The 20,622-nt window shown below is 62.8% G+C and carries 19 protein-coding genes and 1 tRNA gene; 6 read left to right on the top strand and 14 right to left on the bottom strand.

The window, feature by feature from the left end:
• Positions 1 to 97: 97 nt before the first annotated feature.
• Positions 98 to 763, top strand: a complete 666-nt coding sequence (tsaB, locus tag KBB96_RS16890; RefSeq protein ID WP_211630667.1) for a tRNA (adenosine(37)-N6)-threonylcarbamoyltransferase complex dimerization subunit type 1 TsaB — start codon at positions 98 to 100, stop codon at positions 761 to 763.
• 4 nt (positions 764 to 767) lie between these two features.
• On the opposite strand, the gene rtcA is transcribed toward tsaB, so the two are convergent.
• The 6 genes from rtcA to KBB96_RS16860 all read right to left on the bottom strand — a co-directional run bounded on the left by rtcA (position 768) and on the right by KBB96_RS16860 (position 7,320).
• A complete protein-coding gene (gene rtcA, locus KBB96_RS16885; RefSeq protein ID WP_211630666.1) occupies positions 768 to 1,781 on the bottom strand; it encodes an RNA 3'-terminal phosphate cyclase in 1,014 nt (337 codons plus the stop codon).
• A 223-nt stretch (positions 1,782 to 2,004) separates the two neighbouring features.
• Positions 2,005 to 3,486, bottom strand: a complete 1,482-nt coding sequence (locus tag KBB96_RS16880; protein ID WP_211630665.1) for an RtcB family protein — start codon at positions 3,484 to 3,486, stop codon at positions 2,005 to 2,007.
• Between the two features lie 3 nt (positions 3,487 to 3,489).
• A complete protein-coding gene (locus KBB96_RS16875) occupies positions 3,490 to 4,299 on the bottom strand; it encodes a DUF6714 family protein (RefSeq protein ID WP_226373720.1) in 810 nt (269 codons plus the stop codon).
• Positions 4,265 to 4,624, bottom strand: coding sequence for a hypothetical protein (locus KBB96_RS16870; protein WP_211630663.1), 360 nt, complete (start codon positions 4,622 to 4,624; stop codon positions 4,265 to 4,267). Before KBB96_RS16870 ends, KBB96_RS16875 begins: the two co-directional genes overlap by 35 nt.
• Before the next feature lie 74 nt (positions 4,625 to 4,698).
• Positions 4,699 to 4,844, bottom strand: a tRNA-OTHER gene (locus KBB96_RS16865).
• 898 nt (positions 4,845 to 5,742) lie between these two features.
• On the bottom strand, positions 5,743 to 7,320 hold the full coding sequence (locus KBB96_RS16860; RefSeq protein ID WP_211630662.1) for a vWA domain-containing protein: 1,578 nt from the start codon (positions 7,318 to 7,320) through the stop codon (positions 5,743 to 5,745).
• Positions 7,321 to 7,514: 194 nt separating this feature from the next.
• Here KBB96_RS16860 and rtcR point away from each other — a divergent pair, with 194 nt between their 5' ends.
• Entirely contained in the window at positions 7,515 to 9,113 is a 1,599-nt protein-coding gene (gene rtcR / locus KBB96_RS16855) for an RNA repair transcriptional activator RtcR (RefSeq protein WP_211630661.1), read from the top strand.
• Between the two features lie 83 nt (positions 9,114 to 9,196).
• Here the strand turns inward: rtcR and KBB96_RS16850 are convergent, their stop codons facing one another.
• A complete protein-coding gene (locus KBB96_RS16850) occupies positions 9,197 to 11,044 on the bottom strand; it encodes a DNA polymerase beta superfamily protein (RefSeq protein ID WP_211630660.1) in 1,848 nt (615 codons plus the stop codon).
• Between the two features lie 116 nt (positions 11,045 to 11,160).
• On the bottom strand, positions 11,161 to 11,499 hold the full coding sequence (locus KBB96_RS16845; RefSeq protein WP_211630659.1) for a peptidoglycan-binding domain-containing protein: 339 nt from the start codon (positions 11,497 to 11,499) through the stop codon (positions 11,161 to 11,163).
• 130 nt (positions 11,500 to 11,629) lie between these two features.
• On the opposite strand from KBB96_RS16845, the gene KBB96_RS16840 reads away from it, so the two are divergent.
• Entirely contained in the window at positions 11,630 to 12,169 is a 540-nt protein-coding gene (locus KBB96_RS16840; protein ID WP_211630658.1) for a glutathione peroxidase, read from the top strand.
• Between the two features lies 1 nt (position 12,170).
• Here KBB96_RS16840 and KBB96_RS16835 read toward each other — a convergent pair whose 3' ends face one another.
• The 3 genes from KBB96_RS16835 to KBB96_RS16825 are packed head-to-tail and all read right to left on the bottom strand — an operon-like array spanning position 12,171 to position 14,354.
• Positions 12,171 to 12,677, bottom strand: coding sequence for an ankyrin repeat domain-containing protein (locus tag KBB96_RS16835; protein ID WP_211630657.1), 507 nt, complete (start codon positions 12,675 to 12,677; stop codon positions 12,171 to 12,173).
• Between the two features lie 23 nt (positions 12,678 to 12,700).
• The gene (locus KBB96_RS16830; protein WP_211630656.1) at positions 12,701 to 14,185 is read right to left on the bottom strand and encodes a catalase; all 1,485 of its coding nucleotides are present in this window, start codon (positions 14,183 to 14,185) and stop codon (positions 12,701 to 12,703) included.
• A 13-nt stretch (positions 14,186 to 14,198) separates the two neighbouring features.
• Positions 14,199 to 14,354 carry a hypothetical protein gene (locus KBB96_RS16825; RefSeq protein ID WP_211630655.1) on the bottom strand — a complete coding sequence of 52 codons (156 nt, stop codon included), beginning with the start codon at positions 14,352 to 14,354 and terminating at the stop codon, positions 14,199 to 14,201.
• A 98-nt stretch (positions 14,355 to 14,452) separates the two neighbouring features.
• Here KBB96_RS16825 and KBB96_RS16820 point away from each other — a divergent pair, with 98 nt between their 5' ends.
• Positions 14,453 to 15,340, top strand: a complete 888-nt coding sequence (locus tag KBB96_RS16820) for a LysR family transcriptional regulator (protein ID WP_211630654.1) — start codon at positions 14,453 to 14,455, stop codon at positions 15,338 to 15,340.
• Between the two features lie 14 nt (positions 15,341 to 15,354).
• Here the strand turns inward: KBB96_RS16820 and KBB96_RS16815 are convergent, their stop codons facing one another.
• On the bottom strand, positions 15,355 to 15,939 hold the full coding sequence (locus KBB96_RS16815; RefSeq protein ID WP_211630653.1) for a hypothetical protein: 585 nt from the start codon (positions 15,937 to 15,939) through the stop codon (positions 15,355 to 15,357).
• Positions 15,940 to 16,031: 92 nt separating this feature from the next.
• Between KBB96_RS16815 and KBB96_RS16810 the strand changes: the two genes are divergently transcribed.
• Positions 16,032 to 18,755 (top strand): DEAD/DEAH box helicase, encoded by a 2,724-nt coding sequence (locus KBB96_RS16810; RefSeq protein ID WP_211630652.1) that lies wholly within the window; start codon positions 16,032 to 16,034, stop codon positions 18,753 to 18,755.
• Between the two features lie 48 nt (positions 18,756 to 18,803).
• Here the strand turns inward: KBB96_RS16810 and KBB96_RS16805 are convergent, their stop codons facing one another.
• Positions 18,804 to 19,097 carry a type II toxin-antitoxin system RelE/ParE family toxin gene (locus KBB96_RS16805; protein ID WP_211630651.1) on the bottom strand — a complete coding sequence of 98 codons (294 nt, stop codon included), beginning with the start codon at positions 19,095 to 19,097 and terminating at the stop codon, positions 18,804 to 18,806.
• Positions 19,094 to 19,330, bottom strand: a complete 237-nt coding sequence (locus KBB96_RS16800) for an addiction module protein (protein WP_211630650.1) — start codon at positions 19,328 to 19,330, stop codon at positions 19,094 to 19,096. Before KBB96_RS16800 ends, KBB96_RS16805 begins: the two co-directional genes overlap by 4 nt.
• Before the next feature lie 90 nt (positions 19,331 to 19,420).
• Here KBB96_RS16800 and KBB96_RS16795 point away from each other — a divergent pair, with 90 nt between their 5' ends.
• The gene (locus KBB96_RS16795) at positions 19,421 to 20,545 is read left to right on the top strand and encodes an AAA family ATPase (protein ID WP_211630649.1); all 1,125 of its coding nucleotides are present in this window, start codon (positions 19,421 to 19,423) and stop codon (positions 20,543 to 20,545) included.
• Positions 20,546 to 20,622 lie beyond the last annotated feature (77 nt).

The raw sequence follows: 20,622 nt of genomic DNA, 5'->3' as shown, positions 1-20,622 counted from the left end.
ATTCAGAAATGAACGCAGATATTTCCAGAAATAGACAGATTCAGGGGCGTGCGGATCGGGCTGGCGACAGCCGCCCGCAGGACCCTAAGCTCATGCCGTGCCCGGTTCCCACACGCTTGTTTTCGAAACCTCCACTCCCACCGCTTCGCTGCTCCTCGCCGGGCCGGACGGGGTGGTGGCCGAGCGGGAATTCTGCAGCGACCGCAGCCACAATGCGGTGCTCTTCGGCCCCCTCGGCGAGCTGATGGCCGGGCTCGTCCCGTCCGACATCGGGCTGGTGCTGGTCGGCAGCGGACCGGGCAGCTACAGCGGCACCCGGGTCGGTATCGCCGCAGCCCAGGGCGTGGCCCTCGCGGCCGGTTGCCCGGTGGTGGCGGTGCCGTCGATCCTCGCCGCGCCGGGGGCGGCAAATGGCATGACCTGCATGGTGGTCGGCGATGCGAGGCGGGGCAGCTTCTGGATTTCCGTGATGGAGCATTCGAAGATCGTTGTTGAGCCCACCCTCATCGAAGGAGCCGAAGCCTTTGGACACGAACTGGATGGCATCCTGTGTGCCGTGACCTTCGAGACCTCCGTCCGCGATCCTTTTCCCTCCGGGCTGACCATCCCCCGCCAGATCCCCACCGCCCGGCTGCTGTGGGAGGCCTGGCAACGCTCGCCGGAAAGCGAGCGCGCCCGCTGGGCTGCGGAGTCCCCCCAGCCGCTCTATCTGCGGCCGCCCCATATCACCGAGTCGAAACGTCCATGGGCCGGGCGGCTCTGACCGCTCAACCGCAGGAGATCCGCTTCAGACTGCCCAATCCGTGCTCGATGGCAAACTTCACGGGCAGGAAGCGCTCGATCACGGCGATGTTGGTGTGGACATGATCGTCCGGCTTCATCGTGGTGAAGGAACCGCCACCCGCAAGTGCCATGGGCAGGAGAAGTTGGTCGGCGAGATGACGCCCCACCGCCGCGCGGCTGCCGATGAAATCACGCATCGCCTTTGCGGCGCGGTGACCGACCTTTTCCGCCAGCACACCCATCTCGCCGAACGAGGTGCAAAGCTCCGCCCCATGCTCGAAACGGTGCTCGACCAGGAAGCAGATCCCGGTGCCCGGCCCGTTTTCGCGGGCGTCCACGATCTGCTGCTGCCAATCGAGCACATCGCCCGCAGCTTTCAAAACCCGCCCCGGAATCCGGTCACCGAGACGGCGGGACACGACGGTGAAGCAGTGATCCAGCGGTTCGCCGCGCTCATGCAGATCCAGTTTCCCGAGTGTGGCGCAGGGCCGCACGGTGGCGGAGATCCGACCGCCCCCGGCCGGGGCGAACCCGGTCTGGGCGAGAGTAAGATCAGCATCCACGCCCAGCTTCCGCAACGCCGGCAGGAACACCCGGTCGAGAAACTCGAAGGGCGGCGCCATCGGGTTGTGAGTGCCGCCTTCAAGCACGAGCGCGCTTTCTCCGTCCGCATGCCATAGCGCCGGGAGCAGGGTCTGGAACAACAGGCCGGTGCTGCCCGCGGTGCCAATGGCGAATTGGTACGACCCGGGCCGTACTTTCCCCGCACGGAATACCAGCTCCGTGGAGCCGGTCTCCGCTCCATCGGCGGTGCCGTCCGAGACCTCCATGGCGGCACGCACGCAGGTCAAATGCTGGCGCATCAGCCCCGGGCGCGGGCGCTTGCCACGGATGTTCGTCATCCGGAACGGCTGGCCGGTGATCATGGCCAAGGAGAGGGCGGTGCGGAGCATCTGCCCGCCGCCTTCGCCGCCATCAAGTTGGATGAGTTTGCTCATTCTGAAAAAGTCCTGGTTCCTAGGGAAGCAATGGGACCACGGATTACGCGGATTGAACGGATTTTTGAGAGAAGAGGAATAGACCGCAGATTTCGCAGATGACGCAGATGACGCAGATTGAAGAGAAGATCTCTTTTCAATCCATCAGCGAAATCTGCGTCATCTGCGGTTCCTCTCTTCCATCCGTTGAATCCGTGCAATCCGTGATCAAATCATCGATCATTCAGTCATCCGCTTCCGAGGAATCCTTGATCACGAAACGCGCCTGGAGTTTCGCCACGGTTTCGGCGAGCCCGGCGGCCTCGACGCTTCGCAGCACTTCCGGGAAGTTCTTGTAGGCGTCCGGGGCTTCGTCGATCGGGTACTGTCGGCAGTTGGTGAGGATGTCCGAGGCATCAAAGTCCGCGTCCACCGTCTTCTGGTCGAGCGTCCGTGCCGCGTGCTTTCGTCCCATCTGTCGTCCGGCGCCGTGGTTGACGGACCAGGCGGTGCGCTCGGCACCACCCTTCGCCACCATCACCACCGAGCCATCGCGCGGATTTCCCGGCAGCAGGATCGGATGACCGGTGGCCGCGAACGGCGTTCCAGCCAGCGAGAAGTGGCCGCCCGGGATCGCGCGGGTCGCGCCCTTGCGGTGGACCCACGCCTTCTTACCATCGACCACTTCCTCACGCGCGATGTTGTGCGAGATGAAGTAGACAAGCTCACCCTTCGCGCCCGGCAGGACTTCCTGGAAGGCCTCCAGCACCAGCGCGTTGATGAGCAGGTGGTTCACCGTGGCGAAATTCGCGCCGATGGCCATGTCATCGAGGTAAGCATCCGCCTCCGGAGTTCCGAGCGGCGCGTACACGAGCTGCTTGTCACCGGCCGGGAACGGCGTGGCCCACTGGCGGAACTTGTGCTCCAGATCCTTGAACTGGCCCTGCGCGAGCAGGTTGCCGAGTCCGCGCGATCCACAGTGGCTGAGGAACGACACATGGCCGTCCTTCAAACCGAAGGTATCCGCGGCGGCGAGCATCGATGGGCGGTCCGACAGGCGCGTGATCTCGCACTCGCCGAAGTGGTTGCCTCCTCCGTACGATCCGAGCTGTTCGATCTTCGACGCGAAGTTCCGCACCCGCCCGGAGGCGAGGATGAAATCGAGCCGGCTACGAAGCGCATCGTAGGTCCCGTTGTGACCGAAGTGGGTGGAGTCCTCGCATCGGTCCGCCCACTCCGGCGGGATGCCGAGCGCCTCGCAGACACGGGTGGTCGCGCCCTCCGTCACGGCGAGCACTCCGGTGGCCTGATCGACACGCCGCGACTTCTTCACCGTGCGCTGGCCACGGCCCGCGCCCGTTGGAGTCCGCTCGATGATCGCATTGATCAGCGCGCGGCGGACCTTCTTGTCCACGATCGCGTCCTCGGGGATGTCAAGCTGGAGCAGCGACATGGAGCACTTGATGTCCACGCCCACCGGGCCCGGATAGATGTGGGTCGGCGAAACCATCACGCAGCCGACCGGCGCGCCGTATCCGGCATGACCGTCTGGATTGAGGATCACATCCGTCACACCCGGAGCGAGACGGGAATTGATCGCCTGCTGCAAACAGGTGGCGTCAAAGTTGTCACGGATCGCATCGGTTCCGACCACGGTGATCGGCTTCCCGGAATCGTTGGGGAGGGGGATGAAGCCCAATGCTTCATCGGTTTTGTGTACGTTCATGATTCAAAGAGAGTTTGAAAAAGATTCAGAAAAAAGACGGACGAAATCCGGCAGGAATTTGCCCCAACCGTAGGCGAGGCTGCTTTCGGCGTCTTCCGCCATGGAATCGTTGGAATTGGCGATATACCAAAGGAAAGCGGACACAGCCTCCATCTGGAAACGGGAAAAAGACTCAAATGCCTCGTGATGAAATCCTCCCGGTCCTCCGCTCAGCGCATAAATCACTCCCATGTTCTCGCAAGTGGAAGCGCCGTCCGCCCAGTTGGCGAGGGTGAAGCGCATGAAGGCTGGCAGATAAAACCGAAATCCATTGGCATTCAGAAACACCATCGAACAGGCGAAGTTGGAGAGCTTGAGATCGGAGATTTCCTGCCAAGTACGCTCGTTATCGAGTTTGGCCGCTTCCGCGAGATCTCCCGGAGATCCATAATCATCGAGCACATCCATCTGATGAAGCGTGGTGCCACCATCCCGGGTGACATCTTCAAAATGGATTTCAATCCATCTGATGATTCCGGCACGAAGATCTTCGTAGGAGAGCCAGACCGGAGAGCGCGCCTCTTCAGACAGGGGCGCTCTGACGGCATCCCGGTAGCGTCCTTCGCATGCGCCCTTTTCAAAGAAGCACTTCTGGGCAGCTTCGACAGACAAACTCCCGAAGCAGAACCTCTCCGAAGGAAGGTCTTCCCAGAAACAAACCGGGCAGACCTGCATCGTCCCTCCTTTGGGAAGAACATACGTACGGTACCACAGCAGGGGCAGGGATGAAAGACGGAAGTCATTTGAAAAGAGAGGCGATAAATTCAACGGCACGAATGAAACCAAAAGCGGCAGAAAGGAGGATTAGGCTGGCGGTGATAATACAGCCCGTTTCTATCAGAGTGGCTTCCCGCTTCTGCTTCACGACCTGGCGTTCCGTCAGAGGCAGTATCCTTTGAATGGATGCGATGTTCATGTCAGCATTTCCCACCGGCATCTCATTCGTTTCACTTGCGAGCAAGCGGTCGATGGCTGCCCGCAGTTGGACAAATGCCTCCGAATTCCCCATGAGTTTGTACCGTCCACGATCAGGCGGATATTCATCGAGTTCGAAAAATCCCCCCGACATTTCATCGGCTGATTCTGGTTCCGGGTTCATCTGAGAAAAACAAACGGCGGCAAGTGTGTGGTGAAACGTTCCTGCTCTACCTGACTGAGCTACCGGACCGTCGATGGTGGCCCGGGTCGGATTTGAACCGACGACCTGGTTGTCCGTAACAATGTAGTTTCACCGGCATCCGCCGTTCGAGAGCGTTTGGAATGAAGACGCCGACAAGGAGATGGCAGGGCAAACGGGCACGACGAGCTACCACTGCTCCATCTGGCGGTCGCCAGAGCGGGACTCGAACCCGCGGCCTTCGTGCTATCGTGGTGATGTAGTCCTGCCGGCATCCGGCGTGAGGGGATTGAAAGGAGAAAGGATTCGCGACGAGGTGGTCGAAGGACGTCATGTCCAGTGTTCTATCCAATTGAACTACCCCGCTCGCGCGGGAGCCGGATTCGAACCGGCAACGTCTGAAAGCAATGTAGTCCTTCTGGCATTCGCGAAGAAAGAATGCCGACGCGGCGGCAAGGGTGGTGAGACACGTTTTACCTGCACCGTCTGTAGCCGGACCTTGCGATCCGTGCGGGATTCGAACCCGCGTATCTTCGTCACCGGCATTCGCCGAGTCGGCAAAGGTCACGTGCGTTTCGGGAAATTGCTTTTCGATTTCATGATCATTGAGAGGGAAAGAGATTCGCGACAAGAGGCGGAAAGAGCATTGCTCTACCACTGAGCTACAGCGCCCTCCTGATGGAGGACGAAAGGCGGAATCGAACCGACCACAGATGTAGTCTTTCCTGCATTCGCGAAAGGAGGTGCCGACAAGGGATCGGCGGGACGCCTCCGGACTTTTCAGTCCGGGCGGGGTTCGAAGCCCGCATTTACCAATGTAGTCCCGCCTGCATTCGGCGTAGGTTTGAAGGGAGTTCCACGACAAGGATTGGCGGAAGAACATTCCGGCCGCTTGGGTTCGTTTCCGAACCTGCCATGCCGGTCCCAAATGTAATCTTCCGGGCATTCGTGGAGAGGGGATGCCGACGCGACGGCAAAGGTGGATGGGAATAGCGCCTACCGTCGGCTTTCGGGCTGGTTGATCAGCCCGACGGGAGTCGAACCCGCTATCTGCTTTCGAGAATGTATTCCCAACCGGCATTCGCCGCGCCGGCAAAGGGTCATGCGATTTTCATGCGCGTGTTGATGGGTTGCTTTTCGATTTCAGAGATCCAGTGGTCCGTTCCGTCCGCGCCCGCCGCAAAGGCGGCGACGAGATCGAAGACGGTGTCGCTGAATCCACCGATGTTGAGGATGTCCTTCCGGTCCAGGGCCTGCACGCTGACGTTCGGCACCAGGTCGATGCAGACGAGACGCGCGGCTGGATTGCGTTCCTTGAAGCGGGTCCACTCGTGCATCATCCCGGTTCCACGGCCGTTCGGACGGGCGTCCATCCACGACTCGTTGTCCGAGACATAGATGACCAGATCCGCCTGGGCCTTCTCCGAATTGAGCAACTGGAGCGGAGCCGAGCAGTTCGTTCCACCGCCGCCGATCTTCGCGAGCTTGGCGGCATTGGTCATGACGCTGTCGCGCGGATTGAGCTTCAGCTTCACGACATCGCACTCGAATGGCAGGACGCGGGCGTCCCGGTTCTTGCGGAGGAAGGCGGCGGCGATGAGACCGGCGACATCCACACAGCGGACCTTCGAGGATGCCCCGCGCTGGTAACCCGTGACGGAGCACTGCATCGATCCCGACACGTCCGCGCAGACAACCACCCGGCCGGCGATGTCCGGCACGTTGGCGAGCGCGGTTTCCATCGCATCCTGGAGAGCCTCCTTGATCGCGTGCGGCATTTCCGCCGCGGCGTTCATGAAGGCGACCAGCAACTGGTAGGGGAAGGCACGGGCGCGGCGGACCGCATCCGGATCGGCGAGGCGCTTGGCGATCAGGCGGATGAGTTCCGGATTCTTGGCGAGGCCGTGGCGGAGGAACGTGTTCAAGTTCATCCGCGTGGTCTGCCAGGAAGCTTTCCGCGCGATGGCGGCCCATTCCTTTTCGCCGAGGTCCTGTGCCGTAAGCATCTGGAACGGCACGTCCGGAATCTCACCGGCGCGGTCACGCTTCCAATCTTCGAAAGCACGCAGCGCGGCGGGGAGGACGTCCGGATTCCACGGCTTTCCGATCAACCAGGCGTAGAATGCCTCGCGGGCCGGATCGGTCGGGCGCGGGTGGACCATCTTCACGATGTCCGCCAGCGACGGTGCATTGCCGATGGACGCATCGATGAGCTGGCGCTCGCTGGCGCGCTCGAGCCACTGGCGGACGAGGCGCTTCGGCGCGGAGCCGAGCGACTTCCGCCCGGTAACACCGGAACGGAGGATCTGGACGAAGGTCCGGAGCATCCGGCCATTGTCGATCACTTGCGGGAAGATTTCGATGAGCCGGTCGAGATCGCGGGTGGCGAGCACGGCGCAGAGCAGGGCTGGCATGTCCTTCATGAACGCGCGGCGGCGGGCATAAAGGGCGGTGCGGGCGAGGAAGTCGGTGTCCACCTGTTGCGCGGCCTCCAGCACGCGGTCGAGCTGGGTCTCGGCGCTGGCGTAGAAGGTCCGGTTCAGCGAACCGGTCGCGGCCAGTTGGGCGAGGGTAGCCTGCGGGGTGCGGGCGTAGGCGGGAGCGGCGGCATCGTTGATCGCATCAGTGCGGGGAACGAAGGCTCCACGGAGGGTCTGGAAGAGAGTGCGATTGGCCATGGTGGGCATTGTCCGGGAGTTGCGCCGGACGAAAGGGGTATTGGCATGGCCCATGCCAAGGCGTGTTAGAGCATCGCGATTTCACCTCTAATCTATTAGTGGTGAATGAATTAAAAATGTTTCGATTTTTTCGAGCATAGCCACGCATCCGATTTTTACTTTCAATTATTAGCTATTTCGCTAGTCTTTTATCCATGAAGCGCGTGGCGATTGGAATCCTTGGCACCAAGCTGGACCACGGCTTCTGGGAAGACCGTTGGGAGAGCTGGCGGCCCACCATTTCCCTGTTCCAGCATGAGGAGTTGCTGTTCGACCGCTTCGAATTGCTGGCGGAAAAAAGCTTCTCCAAGCTGTCCGGTCGCGTGCTGGAGGACGTGCGGCAGATTTCTCCGGAAACGGAGGCGCGGCTCCATGAGGTGAGCTTCGGCCGTGATCCCTGGGACCTGGAGTCGGTGTACGCCGCGCTGCACGACTGGGCGCGGTCCTATCCCTTCGATCCGGAGCATGAGGACTACTACATCCACATCACCACCGGCACCCACATCGCGCAGATCTCGTTGTTCCTGCTGAACGAAGCGGGGACGCTGCCGGGCAAGCTGATCCAGACCTCGCCACCGGTGGGCCGCAGCAATCGCAAGCCCGCATTGCCCGGTTATGCGGTGATCGATCTGGACCTGTCCAAGTACGACAAGCTTAGTACCCGCTTCGCCGAAGAGCAGGCCGAGGCCGCGGATTTCCTCAAGAGCGGCATCGCGACACGCAATCCGGCGTTCAACCGCATGATCGACCGCATCGAGCAGGTGGCCCTGCGCTCGAAGGCGCCGATCCTGCTGCATGGCGCGACCGGCGCGGGCAAGTCCCAGCTCGCCCGGCGGCTGCACGAGCTGAAGAAACAACGCGGCGGCCTGAAGGGTCCCTTCGTGGAAATCAACTGCGCCACGCTCCAGGGCGATACCGCGGCCTCCGCGCTCTTCGGCCACGTGCGCGGGTCCTTCACCGGTGCCCAGCGCGACCGGCCGGGGCTGCTGCGGGAAGCCGATGGGGGCATGTTGTTCCTCGATGAAATCGGCGAGCTGGGTCTCGACGAGCAGGCGATGCTGCTGCGCGCGCTGGAGGACAAGACCTTCCTGCCGGTGGGTTCCGATCGCCCGGCGACGAGCGACTTCCTCCTGATCGCGGGCACCAACCGCGATCTCCGCTGCGAGGTGGCACAGGGCCGTTTCCGCGAGGACCTGCTGGCGCGCATCAACCTGTGGACCTTCACACTGCCCTCGCTGGCGCAGCGGCGCGAGGACATCGCGCCGAACCTGGACTACGAGCTGCGGCGGTTCGCGGGCTCGCACGGGCGCGAGGCGAGTTTCAACAAGGAGGCGCGGCAGCGTTTTCTCACGTTTGCGGAAGCGGTGGACACACCGTGGTCCGGGAACTTCCGCGATCTCAATGCCGCGGTCACGCGGATGGCCACGCTGGCTCCGCGCGGGCGCATCCGGGTGGAGGAGGTGGAGGAGGAGGTCGAACGGCTGCGCGAAAGCTGGCACCGGCCAGGCGCGGGCAGCGCGATGGAAGGCGCGGATCTGGAAGCGTTGCTAGGAGATGGATTGGACGACATCGATCCCTTCGACCAAGTGCAACTCGCGCACGTGGTGGCGGTGTGCAGAAGGTCTAAGACGCTTTCGGAGGCGGGACGGGAGCTGTTCGCGGTTTCGCGGAAGAAGCGTGCGGTGACGAACGATGCGGACCGGCTGAAGAAGTATCTCGCGAAGTTCGGGCTGACTTTTGAGGCGTTGAAGTAGCGTAAGTTTCCAACTTGCGCATGGGTGCGGCAGACGAGTGGAAAGGGACTTTCAAACATCCCACAGCGCTCCGCCGCGAGCACTCACAAGTTGGAAACTTGTGCTACTTCAAACTCCCGTCGCAGCTCCACGAGCAGCGTATTGATCCTCCCTCGATCCGGCTCGTCCGGCAGGGTGCTCTGTTCAAAGGCCTCACGGACACGCACGAGCCGCTGCTCCGCCTGCTCGACAAGTTCATCGTATTCGAACTCACCCGAACGCACGCGCAGCAGGAAGTCCCGGTTCGGACGCCGCACGCGCAGCACGCCCTCGCGGGCGATCTCCTCCGCCATGTCGAGCAGGCGCAGGGTGTGCAGCAGGTTCTTCGAGTCATAGCCGCGGCCATGCCCCGCATTGGTGCGGTAGCGTTCCTCGTTCCGGTTCGCGACCCATTCCCAGTATTCGCGATGAGCCTTGCAGTGGGCGCGGAAGGCATCGCGGTTGCAGGTCATCCAGGCGATGGGAGCCGCGTCCTTCGGCACGCTGCTGAAATGAAGCGCATCCGGGTCCTTCGGTGAAACGATGCCTCGGTAGTTCACCGCCGGATCATGATAGATCGCAAACAGATCACTGGCATGGGTCAATGCTGTAAGGCCGCAGTCCTCCTGTCTCAACCCACGCAACGCCAGCCATTCCTCCACCGGCAGGCTGCCCTGTCCCTCCGGCACATGACAGAACTTCAATAGTTCGATGCGCTGCTCCGGCTGTGGATTGACGATCTTCTTGTTCAATCCGCGCGCCTTGCGGATCTGGCCCATGGCGTATTCGCCGAAAGTGACGGCACAGAGCTTCGAGAGGAACAACTCCGGCTTCAACCGATCAAACAGGGGATGGCGATGACGGATGCAATCGTCCGGCGAGGCCAGCAACTCCAATACGTTCGGATTGTTCCGCAGCAGCAGTTCCACGAAACGGCCCAGCTCGTAATACACCTCGTCGTTCCGCTCGTCCGCCACCTGTTCGATGGAATCGAGTCCGAACAAAAACGACGAAGGCGCGACAAACACCCCACGACGATCCTCGTCCGATCCTTCCACGGCAGTACCGTAGGCATGGCTGCCTGCGACGGTATCGAAAAGCAGCAGATCCTTTTGCCGGACACGCTCCAAGGTGAAGTCCTCCGGCTTGAGCATCGGTCCGGATGGCAAACGCAGCTCCGAAAGAAACAATCGGTCGAGTACCGCCATGTCCGCATGCGAGCGATCCGGCAGTTCATCGGTCTGGCCGATGGCTGCTTCCAGAAACGCATCAAGCACCGGCAGGCGCGCCATGCGCTGGCCTTCGTTGGTGGCGGCCTTGTGCTTCAGCAGATCCGGCACGAGTGCCTGCACCTCACATGGAGCGACCGGCAATAGCTCCGCAAACGCCACCGGCGGAATGCCCCTATCCTCCAAAATCCACTTCGCGGCCAGCGTGGCGCGCAGGGCGTAGAGATAATCCTTCGCCCGGACCTGATCGGCCTGGAGCTTGCCCAGCCACATCTGCTTCGCCAGGCCGCGGTAGTGATCGGAGGCACCCCGCGGCGAAAACACCTCGCGGGCCGTGGCGCGCCAGCGGTCGAGAAAGCCCGGCTCCGCCCGATAAACGATGGGCGAATGCAGCCACTCCAGCAGCGCGCCATTGGATTTTCCCAACAGTCCCTCCGCCTTCCGCACATCCCAGCCCCCGGCATCGAGCTCATCGACGATCGGCAGATCGATGGCGGAGGTGGCACCAGCAATGGCGAGATAAGCCTGCTCCGGATGCACGAACAGGAAGCGGATGTCATAGTCGCTGTCCGGCGAGGCGAAACCCCACGCGCGGCTGCCGGATTCACAGGCATAGAGGATGCGGAATCCCTGCTCGCGCTCAATCCGATCCAGAAGCTCCGCAATCCGTTCCTCCACCGTCATGCCTGCCGATAGCGGGGAGGCCCCTCGTGAGCAAGGGCATCCCACGGATACACGAAGGGCGGAGTCGCCGGACTCCGCCCCCGGAGAAGACCTTCCCCGGCCAATACCTCAATTTCTCAAAGTACGCCGAGGGCGCGCAGGGTATAAACGTCCAACCACGCGGTGACGCGGAGGCGGTGGTCGCGCTGGAAGCGGGCGATAGCGCGCTGGGTCACCGGGCCGATGCTGCCATCGACGCGACCGTGGTAGTATCCGAGCTGGCGGAGGCGGAGCTGGGCGCGGTATTCCTTGCGCTCGCGCGGGCTGACCGGACGCGGCGGATAAACCGGAGCCGGTGGCATGGGGCGGTAGCCCGGTGGACGATACGATCCGTGATGGTAGGGAGCGGCATCCGCAGGAGCCGCGGCGGCAACGGCGAGAACGGTTCCGAGCAGGAGCGTCGGCAGGTGTTTCATAATGATGGGTTGAACGGTTGTGGCATGACTGTCATTCAAATCGGTTAGATCGCAACACCGATTTTCCAAGGGTCCGGGAGCCCAGATTTTTTCGCATGCGGTCCCGGAAATCGCTGCTAGCGTGGGAGTCATGCTCCACCGCATCGTCATTCCCGCCGTGGTTTTCGCGGCTTCCGCCTTCGGCGCCGATCTCACCGCCATTGGCTTCAAGGACATCCAGGGCAAGGACACCTCGCTGAAGGATTACGCCGGCAAGGTCGTGCTCGTCGTGAACGTGGCCTCGAAGTGCGGCAACACCCCGCAGTACAAGCCGCTCGAGGCGATGTACGAAAAATACAAGGACAAGGGTTTCGTGATCCTCGGTTTCCCCTGCAATGACTTCAACGGCCAGGAACCCGGCACCGCTACGGAGATCCAGGAGTTCTGCAAAAGCACCTACGCGGTGACGTTCCCGCTGATGGAGAAGATCCACGTCAAGGGTCCGGAGCAGCACCCGCTCTACGCCGCGCTGACCGGGCCTCAAGGTGCCTTCCCGGGCGACGTGAAGTGGAACTTCGGCAAGTTCCTGATCGGCAAGGACGGCAAGCCGATCGCCCGCTTCGAGCCGAAGACCAAGCCCGACCTCTCCGACGTGAGCGAGGCGGTCGAGAAGGCGCTCGAGGCGAAGTAAGTCAGGCCAGCTTGCGCGGCACGAACCAGCGCCGCAGCGCGGACACCAGCCGCGCCCAACTGGTGAGTTTCAATCCGAGCATCCGCGACCGCGGGCGCTCGGATTTTTCATTCAGCAAGGTCAGCAGGTCGGTGTGGCCGAACATGGCGGCGAACATCGCAGGAGTCCTGCCACCGCCTTGGTCCGCAGTGGCATCCGCTCCGGCTGCGAGCAGGATGCAGGCGACTTCCAGATGGCCCTTGAAAGCGACCCCCGCCAGCGGTGTTTGCTGGCGGTCGTTGCGGGCATCCGGATCGGCACCATGCCCGAGCAGGAGTTCCACCGCCGCCTGCTCGCCGTGGTAGGCGGCGAGCATGAGGAGGGAGTTGCCTTTCTCATCACGGAGATTCACCGGCAGCCCTGCGTCCAGCATGGGCGCGAGCGTGGTGAGATCTCCGTGACGGGCGGCGCCGAGCGCGATGCGCTGCAGCTCGGCGTAGCGGGCTTCCTCGGCGGCGGTGGCTTGCATGGTTCCGGTAAGGTTGCGGGTTCTCAGGCGCTGCCGGCGCCCACCGGCTCGTTCGGATAGGCACCGCTGGCGGTCCACTCGATTTCAAGGGCCTTCGCCACGCCGGCGGCGTAGGCGGGATCGGCCTTGTGGAAATGGGCGAGCTGGCGGTGGATGATCTCCTGCGGCACACCGTCCATCGCGGCGGCAATGTTGCTGAAGAGCGCCAGCTGCTGCGCGCCGCTCATCAGGCGGAAGAGGTTGCCGGGCTGGGTGTAGTCGTCGTTGCCCTCGCGGTGGTTGTAGCGGTCGGCATCGCCGGAGATTTTCAGCGGCGGCTCGGCGAAGCGCTCATGCTCCACCGGGCCGTTGAAACTATTGGGCTCATAGTAGGCATCGCTGGCGGCGGGCGTGGTGAAGTTCATCGAGCCGTCCATGTGGTAGTGGTTGGCGGCGGACTTCGGACGGTTCACCGGCAGGGTCTCATACCAGGTGCCGACGCGGTAGCGGTGGGCGTCCGCATAGGAGAAGATGCGGGCCTGGAGCATCTTGTCCGGCGAGAAGCCGATGCCCGGCACGATGTTCGAGGGCGAGAAGGCGGACTGCTCGATCTCCTGGAAATAGTTCGCGGGATTGCGGTTCAGCTCCAGCACACCCACGTCGATGAGCGGGTAGTCGCCGTGCGGCCAGACCTTGGTGAGGTCGAAGGGATTGAGGTGATACGTTTCCGCATCGGCCTCCGGCATCACCTGGATCTTCACATCCCACTTCGGGAAATCGCCCCGCTCGATGTACTCGTAGAGATCGCGCTGCGAGGACTCGCGGTCCTTGGCGATGACCTGCTCGCCTTCGGCATTGGTCATGGTCTCGATGCCCTGGCGGGTCTTGAAGTGGAACTTCACCCAGAAGCGTTCGCCCGCGGCATTCAGCAGCGAGTAGGTGTGGGAGCCGTAGCCGTTGACGTGGCGGTAGCTCTTCGGCAGGCCGCGGTCGGACATCAGGATGGTGACCTGGTGCAGGCTCTCCGGCGAGAGCGACCAGAAGTCCCACATCGCGGTGGCGCTGCGCATGTTGGTGCGCGGATGGCGTTTCTGGGTGTGGATGAAGTCCGGGAACTTCAGCGGATCACGGACAAAGAACACCGGCGTGTTGTTGCCCACGAGATCCCAGTTGCCCTCGTCGGTGTAGAACTTCAGCGCGAAGCCGCGTACGTCGCGCTCGGCATCGGCGGCACCGCGCTCACCGGCCACGGTGGAGAAGCGCAACAGCGTTTCCGTCTGCTTGCCGATCTGGGAGAAGATCGTGGCCTTCGAGTACTTCGTGATGTCGTGGGTGACGGTGAAGGTGCCGAACGCGCCGGAGCCCTTGGCATGGACCACGCGCTCGGGGATGCGCTCGCGGTTCTGGTGGGCGAGCTTTTCGATGAGCTGGTAGTCCTGCAACAGCAGCGGGCCGCGCGGGCCGGCACTGAGCGAGTTTTGGTTGTCAGCAATAGGATTGCCGGCGGTGGTGGTGAGGGTCGGTTTCATGGGTTGCGTCGGTTCAGGAGAGAAAGAGGATGCCGATGATCGAGAGACCCGAGAGGGCGGCGGCGATGAGATGGCGGGTACGGCTGCCATCGGCGGGCGTGGTTTCCCGCCACATGAGCACGAAGCTCCGGAACTCGGCGGGGTAGTGGTTGCGCAGAAAGTAGATCATGGCCTTTGAGGAATGCGGGCATCATGCCCGGAAACCCGCCATCCGGGAAATCGTGTGTTGCAAACCCAGCCATTGGATTTTCTTATGGCTCCGCACCGATGGAAATCCGCCAGCTCGAACTCCTGCGCACGATCCTGGAGGAGGGATCGCTCACCGCCGCGGCGAAACGCTGCCACCTTTCCCAACCCGCACTCAGCCAGCAGATCCAGGCGCTGGAAGCGGAACTGGGCGAGCCCTTGCTGATCCGCAAGCCTCGCGGAGTGGAGGCCACCGCGGCCGGATCGCTGCTCATGGAACACGCCGCGCGCATCCTGGAGGAAACCGCGCGGGCCAAGGACGCCTTCACCGGTCGGCGGGAACTTCAATCCGGTAAGGTGGCCTTCGGGATCATCCCGACCATCGCGCCGTATCTGCTGCCTCGTTTGCTCGGCCCGTTCCGCAAACGCTTTCCCGGCATCGATCTCGCCGTTTCGGAGGCACGCACCGCGGATCTGATTCCGCAGGTGGTATCCGGTGCCATCGAGTTCGCGATTCTCAGCGATGTGGCGGAGGCCGAGCGCAAACGCTGGTCGCTGCACCTGCGTGAACTGTTCCGTGAGCCGCTGCTACTGGCCGCGCCGGCGGATCATCCGCTGGCGACACGGAAGCAGTCACCCACCGCCGCCGACCTGGATGCATCCGAGCTGATCCATCTCCAGGGCGGTCATTGCCTTTCCGATCGCACGCTGCGCGTTTGCAAGATCCGCGATCCCAATCCGGGTTTGCGCTGCGACCAACTCTCCACCGCGATGGCGATGGTGGCGGCGGGATTGGGAGTTACCGTGGTGCCGAAGCTGGCAGTGAGGGATCTGGGAGACAGTGTGGTCATCCGGCCCTTCGCCGGGGAAGGGCTCTACCGCACGGTGAGTCTGATGAAACGCCGCGGCGCAAAGGCAAGCCCCGCAGCCGAGGAATTGCTGCGATTGTTCACCGGACCCAAGGAGTAAGGACAGGAATGTCCCTACTCCTTGTGGCGAAGCCTCCGGCACGCCGTGATCTTTGGATTCCGCATCGCCTCGACGTTGTAGTACGCCTGCAACAGTTCCTCCTCAATGCCCAGCCGATGTCGCACCTCGCACAGAGAAAAATCCATCAGCGGCCGGAAGTCCACCCGGTCCAGCGGCTTGCACTCCGAGACCGCTCCCAGATGCACCGCATCGGTGAAAATCCTGCGCGCGGATTTCGGAAAGCGGTACGGCTTCGGATACCATCTCCCCGCCACGGTGGCGAACCATCGCGTGGCGGCGCTGCTCATTTCCTTGGACGATCCCATCGTGAACCCGATGGTGAATGCCTCGTCGTAGAGCGTGGTGCCACGCCCGAGCAGGAGGTGGACGCAATCGTGCTGCTCCAACGTGACCCGTCCCCGGAACATCGACAGCGGCGGCAGATCGAAGGCCGGATTCTCCATGATCTTGACGAGGAACGGCACCTCGCCCTGGTCGTTGCCGATGGAGAGCAGCCGTCGCATGCCCTCGCGCAACGTGATGGTGTGGTCCCACAGGGGGATGAGGAAGACCTGCAACGCGGGATTGTAGATCGCCATGGAGCATTCTCGCACAAACCCCGCCACTTCGGCAAGAATGAGACGCGCTAAAGCCTCGACTCCGGCCCTGCGGCTTGCATGCTTTCCGCCCCTTGCCCACCGCCGCCGCCATCCGTGACTTCCTCGAAAACCTCCTCTGGCAGGAGCGTTTCGACGAAGAGCACCTCGCCGCCGGGCATAAGCTGAAAAGCAAGGTCCGCGAGCTGGCCGCCGAGCGTCCGGACGACGACAACCTCACGCTGCGCGCCAACGTCGCCGGAGAGGATTGCGAGATCCCGATGTGGGTGGCCGGGGACGGCTGGCAGTTCGAGACGAATTGCTCGTGCGAGTTCGGCCGGTTCTGCCCGCATGCGGCCGCTATGCTCACCGAGGCATCGAAACCGAAGACGCTTTCCCGAGTATTGGAAGGGGCCATCGTCCGCAGCCGCCAGGCTCCCGAGCTCGCTGCCGCCGAAACGCTGGTACCCGCGCCGGAGGATATCCCGCATGTCGAGCTGGTTCCCACCTTTCATCTCACGCTCGTCCGCGAGTCGACGGATTCCAAGGTCATCCGGCTGCTGCTTCAGGCGCTGAAAATGCCGGATCAGGGTGACTGGGTGGTGGCGCGGCCCTTCGCCATCTACGGTGAACATCGTATCCCGATTTCCGGCGCACCTGGCGCCCGCGAGTTCCGGGTGGAAACGAAGAAAGGGCCGCTGGTGATCCGGCGGGATGTGGCGGCGGAATACAGCGCGGTGCAGGCGCTCCAACAGGTCGGACTTGGGAGCCTGTCCGGCCATGCCGAGTTCCGATTCCTGCTTTCGCTGGCCGGAAAAAAAGGCATCACGAACGAAGGCGGCCTGTGGTTCCCCTCCGCAGTGCACGGCCCCATCGCGGAATTCTGGCCATGGTTGCGCTCGCGCGGACGCGAGGTGCTGGAAGCGGCGAAGTGGACCTTCGAAGTCGCCCGCGATGTGGGCTACGATGTGATCGACCTTGATCCGGACAACTGGGTCTTCACGCTGGAGGATGATTCCACCGGCTGGTTCCACCTCTCCGTGGGCATCGAGGTGGCGGGCAAGTCCATCGACCTGCTGCCGATCCTCGCCGCGCTGCTCGACAAGGGCGCGCTGGAGGAATCGCTGGAGTTCCCCGCCGACGGTCATTTCCTGCACTACCTGCCGGACGGCACCGCGCTGCGCCTGCCGACTGCCCGCGTGCGGAAGATTCTCAAACACTTCGCCGCGCTCATCGACCCGCGCCGGTTCAAGGGCGGCAAGATGCCGCTGCATCCGCTCGATGCCGCCGCGCTGGGCTTGGCGGAGTTCGGCATCGAGCCGCCGCCGCGTCTCGCCGAGCTGGCGGAAAAGCTCAATGGCTTCGAGGGCATCAACCCCGAGCCACCGCCGGAGGGACTCAAGGCCGAGCTGCGCCCCTACCAGCTCTCCGGTTTCCGCTGGATGCAGTTCCTCGCCCGCCACGAGCTGCACGGCATCCTGGCCGATGACATGGGCCTCGGCAAAACGCTCCAGACCATCACCCACATCCTTGCGGAGAAAGCCAGCGGCCGCAATGCGAAGCGGCCCTCGCTGGTGATCGCGCCGACCAGCGTGGTGCCGAACTGGCAGGCGGAGATCCGCAAGTTCGCGCCTGAGCTGCGCATCCTGCTGCTCGATGGCCCGGAGCGGAAGAAGTACTTCCGCTCGATCCCCTACGCGGACGTGGTGCTCACCTCGTTCGCCCTGCTCCAACGTGACATCGACAAGCTCACGGAGCATTCGTTCCACCTCGCGGTGCTGGATGAGGCGCAGAACATCAAGAACCCTTCCGCCAAGGTCGCGCAGGCCGCGTGCAAGCTCAATGCCCGCCACCGCCTGTGTCTCTCCGGCACGCCGGTGGAGAACCACCTCGGCGAACTGTGGAGCCAGCTCAAGTTCCTGATGCCCGGCTTCCTCGGCAGTCAGGAGGATTTCAACCGTCGCTTCCGCACGCCGATCGAGCGCAATGGCGATGCCGAACGCCAGGCCGCATTGAAGAAGCGCGTGGCCCCGCTGATCCTGCGCCGCACCAAGGACCAGGTGGCGAAGGAACTGCCGCCGAAGACCGAGCTGGTCCACATGGTGGAGCTGACCTCCGGCCAAAAGGACCTCTACGAAACCATCCGCGCGGCGATGGACAAACGGGTGCGCCAGGCGATCGCCGCGCGCGGCTTCGACAAGTCGCAGATGGTGTTCCTGGAGGCGCTGATGAAGCTGCGCCAGATCTGCTGCGATCCACGGCTGCTGAAGCTGGAAGGTGAGTCGAAGCTGGAAGCGGATCTCGCCGGCTCCGGGAAGCTCGATTATCTCTTCGAGCTACTGGAGACGCTGGTCGAGGAAGGCCGCCGCACGCTGCTGTTCTCCCAGTTCACCTCCATGCTCCAGATCATCGAGGACGGGCTGAAACTACGGAAGATCTCGTACTTGAAGCTTACTGGCGAATCGAAGAACCGCGGCGGGCTGGTGAAGGAATTCCAGGAAGGGGATGCATCGGTGTTCCTGATCTCGCTGAAGGCGGGCGGCACCGGCCTCAACCTCGTCGCCGCGGACACGGTGATCCACTACGATCCGTGGTGGAACCCCGCCGCCGAGGCGCAAGCCACCGACCGCGCCTACCGCATCGGCCAGGACAAGCCGGTCTTCGTCCACAAGCTGCTCTGCCAGGGCACCGTGGAAGAACGTATCCACAAGCTCCAGCAGCAGAAGAGCCAGCTCGCCAACGCCCTGCTCGCCGATGCGGATGTCTCCACCCGCCTCGACTCGAACACGCTCGGCGCGCTGCTGGCTCCGATGGAGTAATGGAGTTGAGGCTTTAGCCGAGGAGGGTCTTCCCGTGAGGCGGAGTCTCTAACGTTCCAGCTGCTTCCGTATCCACGAAGGCCGACGGCGCAAATCCAAAACCGCCCATACGTCCACGCCTTCGTTTCGCACACGATAGAAAATCGCAAACGGAAACCTCTTTGCGAGCATCCGGTGTTTGTTCCCGATGATCTTGTGGATTCCCGCATACAGATGGAGCGAATCGATGTCTGCGAAAAGGGAGTCGAGAAAGTAGTCTCCGATGCCCGGTGCCTGGCTTTCGTAGAAGTGATAGCCCGCCTCCAAATCCTCTTCAGCAGTTCCAAGGATGCGGATCTTCATTTCACCCGATCCCGGATGCGCAGCTTCGCCTCATCCCAATCGAAGAACTCCACCTTCCCCTCGGCGACCATGGCTTCCCGTCTGGCGAGTTCCTCATGATGCCAATCCGGCGATTCCGGCTCAGCTCCTTTTTCACTAAGCCGATCCCACAAGGCTTCCATGGCCACCAATGCATCGGCGGCGGAAAGGCCCTTGATCTGATCGAGCACCGTCATGGCGTCATGATCCTCCATGGCTCGTTCCAATGCAAGGAACGAAGCCGGAGACCTGCTGCCTAAAAACCCGCATTCCCCTGCCGGTTCTTTTCCTTCATCCTGCCACCGATGCTCCGCACCCTCCATCTCCGCGGCTACCGTTCGTTGCTCGATTTCCGATTGGAGCTGGGGCGGGTCACGGTGGTGACCGGCGGCAATGGCGTGGGGAAATCCAATCTCTACCGCGCGCTGGCGATGCTGCAGCGGATGGCGGAAGGGAACTTCGCGGCGGCCATCGCCGCCGAGGGCGGCATGCCGAGCGTGGCATGGGCGGGACCGCGCAAGAAGGACAAGCCGATCCGCGTGGAGTGGGAGGTGGAGCACGATTTCTTCCACTACTCCATGGCGTGCGGATTGATTCCGGCAGCACCAGGAACCACGGCTTTTCATACCGATCCTGATATCAAGGTCGAGAGCCTCCGGCTCCAGCGGCACGGCAAGGGCCAGGAGGTCGCCCGGCGAAAAGGTCCCATGGTCGAACTCCGCGCGGGTGAAGGCGGCTTCGAACGATCGCCACTGCCCCTGCATGCCCCGGAATCCATGCTCGCGGAGGTGCGCGATGGCATCCGCTATCCCGGGCTGGCCGCCGCCCGGGAGATCTTCCTGACATGGCGCTTCTACCACCAGTTCCGCACCGATGCCGACTCACCACTGCGGCGTCCGCTGATCGGATCGTGGTCGCCGGTCTTGTCCCACGATGGCGCGAATCTCGCCGCCACCTTGCAAACCATTCTCGAATCCAAATGCGACGAGCCGCTTGAGGCCGCCATCGCCGAGGCTTTTCCCGGCCTGCATTGGACCCCGGGAGAGGGTTCCGGCCGCTTCCAGCTCCGCATCCAAAAGCCCGGGCTGAAACGCTGGATGGATGCCAGCGAGTTGTCCGATGGCACGCTTCGTTTCTTCTGCGTCTGCGCGGCCCTCCTGACTCCGAAACCGCCACCCTTGATCGTGCTCAACGAACCGGAGAACAGCCTCCACGCGGGACTGATGCCCGCGCTGGCTGGATTGATCGCCGCCGTGCCCCCTCAAACCCAGTTGATCGTGGTCACCCACTCCGAGGCCCTCGCCCGCGAGATCGGGGAGCGCGCGGATTCCCGGAAAATCGACCTCATCAACCAAGAGGGAGAAACCCGTCTCGCCGAACATGCCGGCCCCCGCCGGGTATGGACTTTCAGTGGCGGAGACGACGACTGACATCCCCCACGGGACCATCATGGCTGATTTTGATCGCCTTCTCGCGTGGCATTCTGCAATATGCATATGCCCCCTTG

The organism is Luteolibacter ambystomatis (assembly GCF_018137965.1).
In the GTDB taxonomy this organism is placed as follows: Bacteria; Verrucomicrobiota; Verrucomicrobiia; order Verrucomicrobiales; family Akkermansiaceae; genus Luteolibacter; species Luteolibacter ambystomatis.
This window is presented reverse-complemented; position numbering and strand designations above follow the sequence as displayed.

Excerpts from the sequence above, each read along its gene's own strand:
- KBB96_RS16795 (WP_211630649.1), top strand. The coding sequence starts at position 19,421 with ATGCTCCGCACCCTCCATCTCCGCGGCTACCGTTCGTTGCTCGATTTC.
- KBB96_RS16870 (WP_211630663.1), bottom strand. The coding sequence starts at position 4,624 with ATGAACCCGGAACCAGAATCAGCCGATGAAATGTCGGGGGGATTTTTC.
- KBB96_RS16840 (WP_211630658.1), top strand. The coding sequence starts at position 11,630 with ATGCTCCACCGCATCGTCATTCCCGCCGTGGTTTTCGCGGCTTCCGCC.
- KBB96_RS16845 (WP_211630659.1), bottom strand. The coding sequence starts at position 11,499 with ATGAAACACCTGCCGACGCTCCTGCTCGGAACCGTTCTCGCCGTTGCC.
- rtcA (WP_211630666.1), bottom strand. The coding sequence starts at position 1,781 with ATGAGCAAACTCATCCAACTTGATGGCGGCGAAGGCGGCGGGCAGATG.
- KBB96_RS16820 (WP_211630654.1), top strand. The coding sequence starts at position 14,453 with ATGGAAATCCGCCAGCTCGAACTCCTGCGCACGATCCTGGAGGAGGGA.
- KBB96_RS16835 (WP_211630657.1), bottom strand. The coding sequence starts at position 12,677 with ATGCAAGCCACCGCCGCCGAGGAAGCCCGCTACGCCGAGCTGCAGCGC.
- KBB96_RS16830 (WP_211630656.1), bottom strand. The coding sequence starts at position 14,185 with ATGAAACCGACCCTCACCACCACCGCCGGCAATCCTATTGCTGACAAC.
- KBB96_RS16860 (WP_211630662.1), bottom strand. The coding sequence starts at position 7,320 with ATGGCCAATCGCACTCTCTTCCAGACCCTCCGTGGAGCCTTCGTTCCC.
- rtcR (WP_211630661.1), top strand. The coding sequence starts at position 7,515 with ATGAAGCGCGTGGCGATTGGAATCCTTGGCACCAAGCTGGACCACGGC.
- KBB96_RS16815 (WP_211630653.1), bottom strand. The coding sequence starts at position 15,939 with ATGGCGATCTACAATCCCGCGTTGCAGGTCTTCCTCATCCCCCTGTGG.
- KBB96_RS16880 (WP_211630665.1), bottom strand. The coding sequence starts at position 3,486 with ATGAACGTACACAAAACCGATGAAGCATTGGGCTTCATCCCCCTCCCC.
- KBB96_RS16805 (WP_211630651.1), bottom strand. The coding sequence starts at position 19,097 with ATGAAGATCCGCATCCTTGGAACTGCTGAAGAGGATTTGGAGGCGGGC.
- KBB96_RS16800 (WP_211630650.1), bottom strand. The coding sequence starts at position 19,330 with ATGGAGGATCATGACGCCATGACGGTGCTCGATCAGATCAAGGGCCTT.
- KBB96_RS16825 (WP_211630655.1), bottom strand. The coding sequence starts at position 14,354 with ATGATCTACTTTCTGCGCAACCACTACCCCGCCGAGTTCCGGAGCTTC.
- KBB96_RS16850 (WP_211630660.1), bottom strand. The coding sequence starts at position 11,044 with ATGACGGTGGAGGAACGGATTGCGGAGCTTCTGGATCGGATTGAGCGC.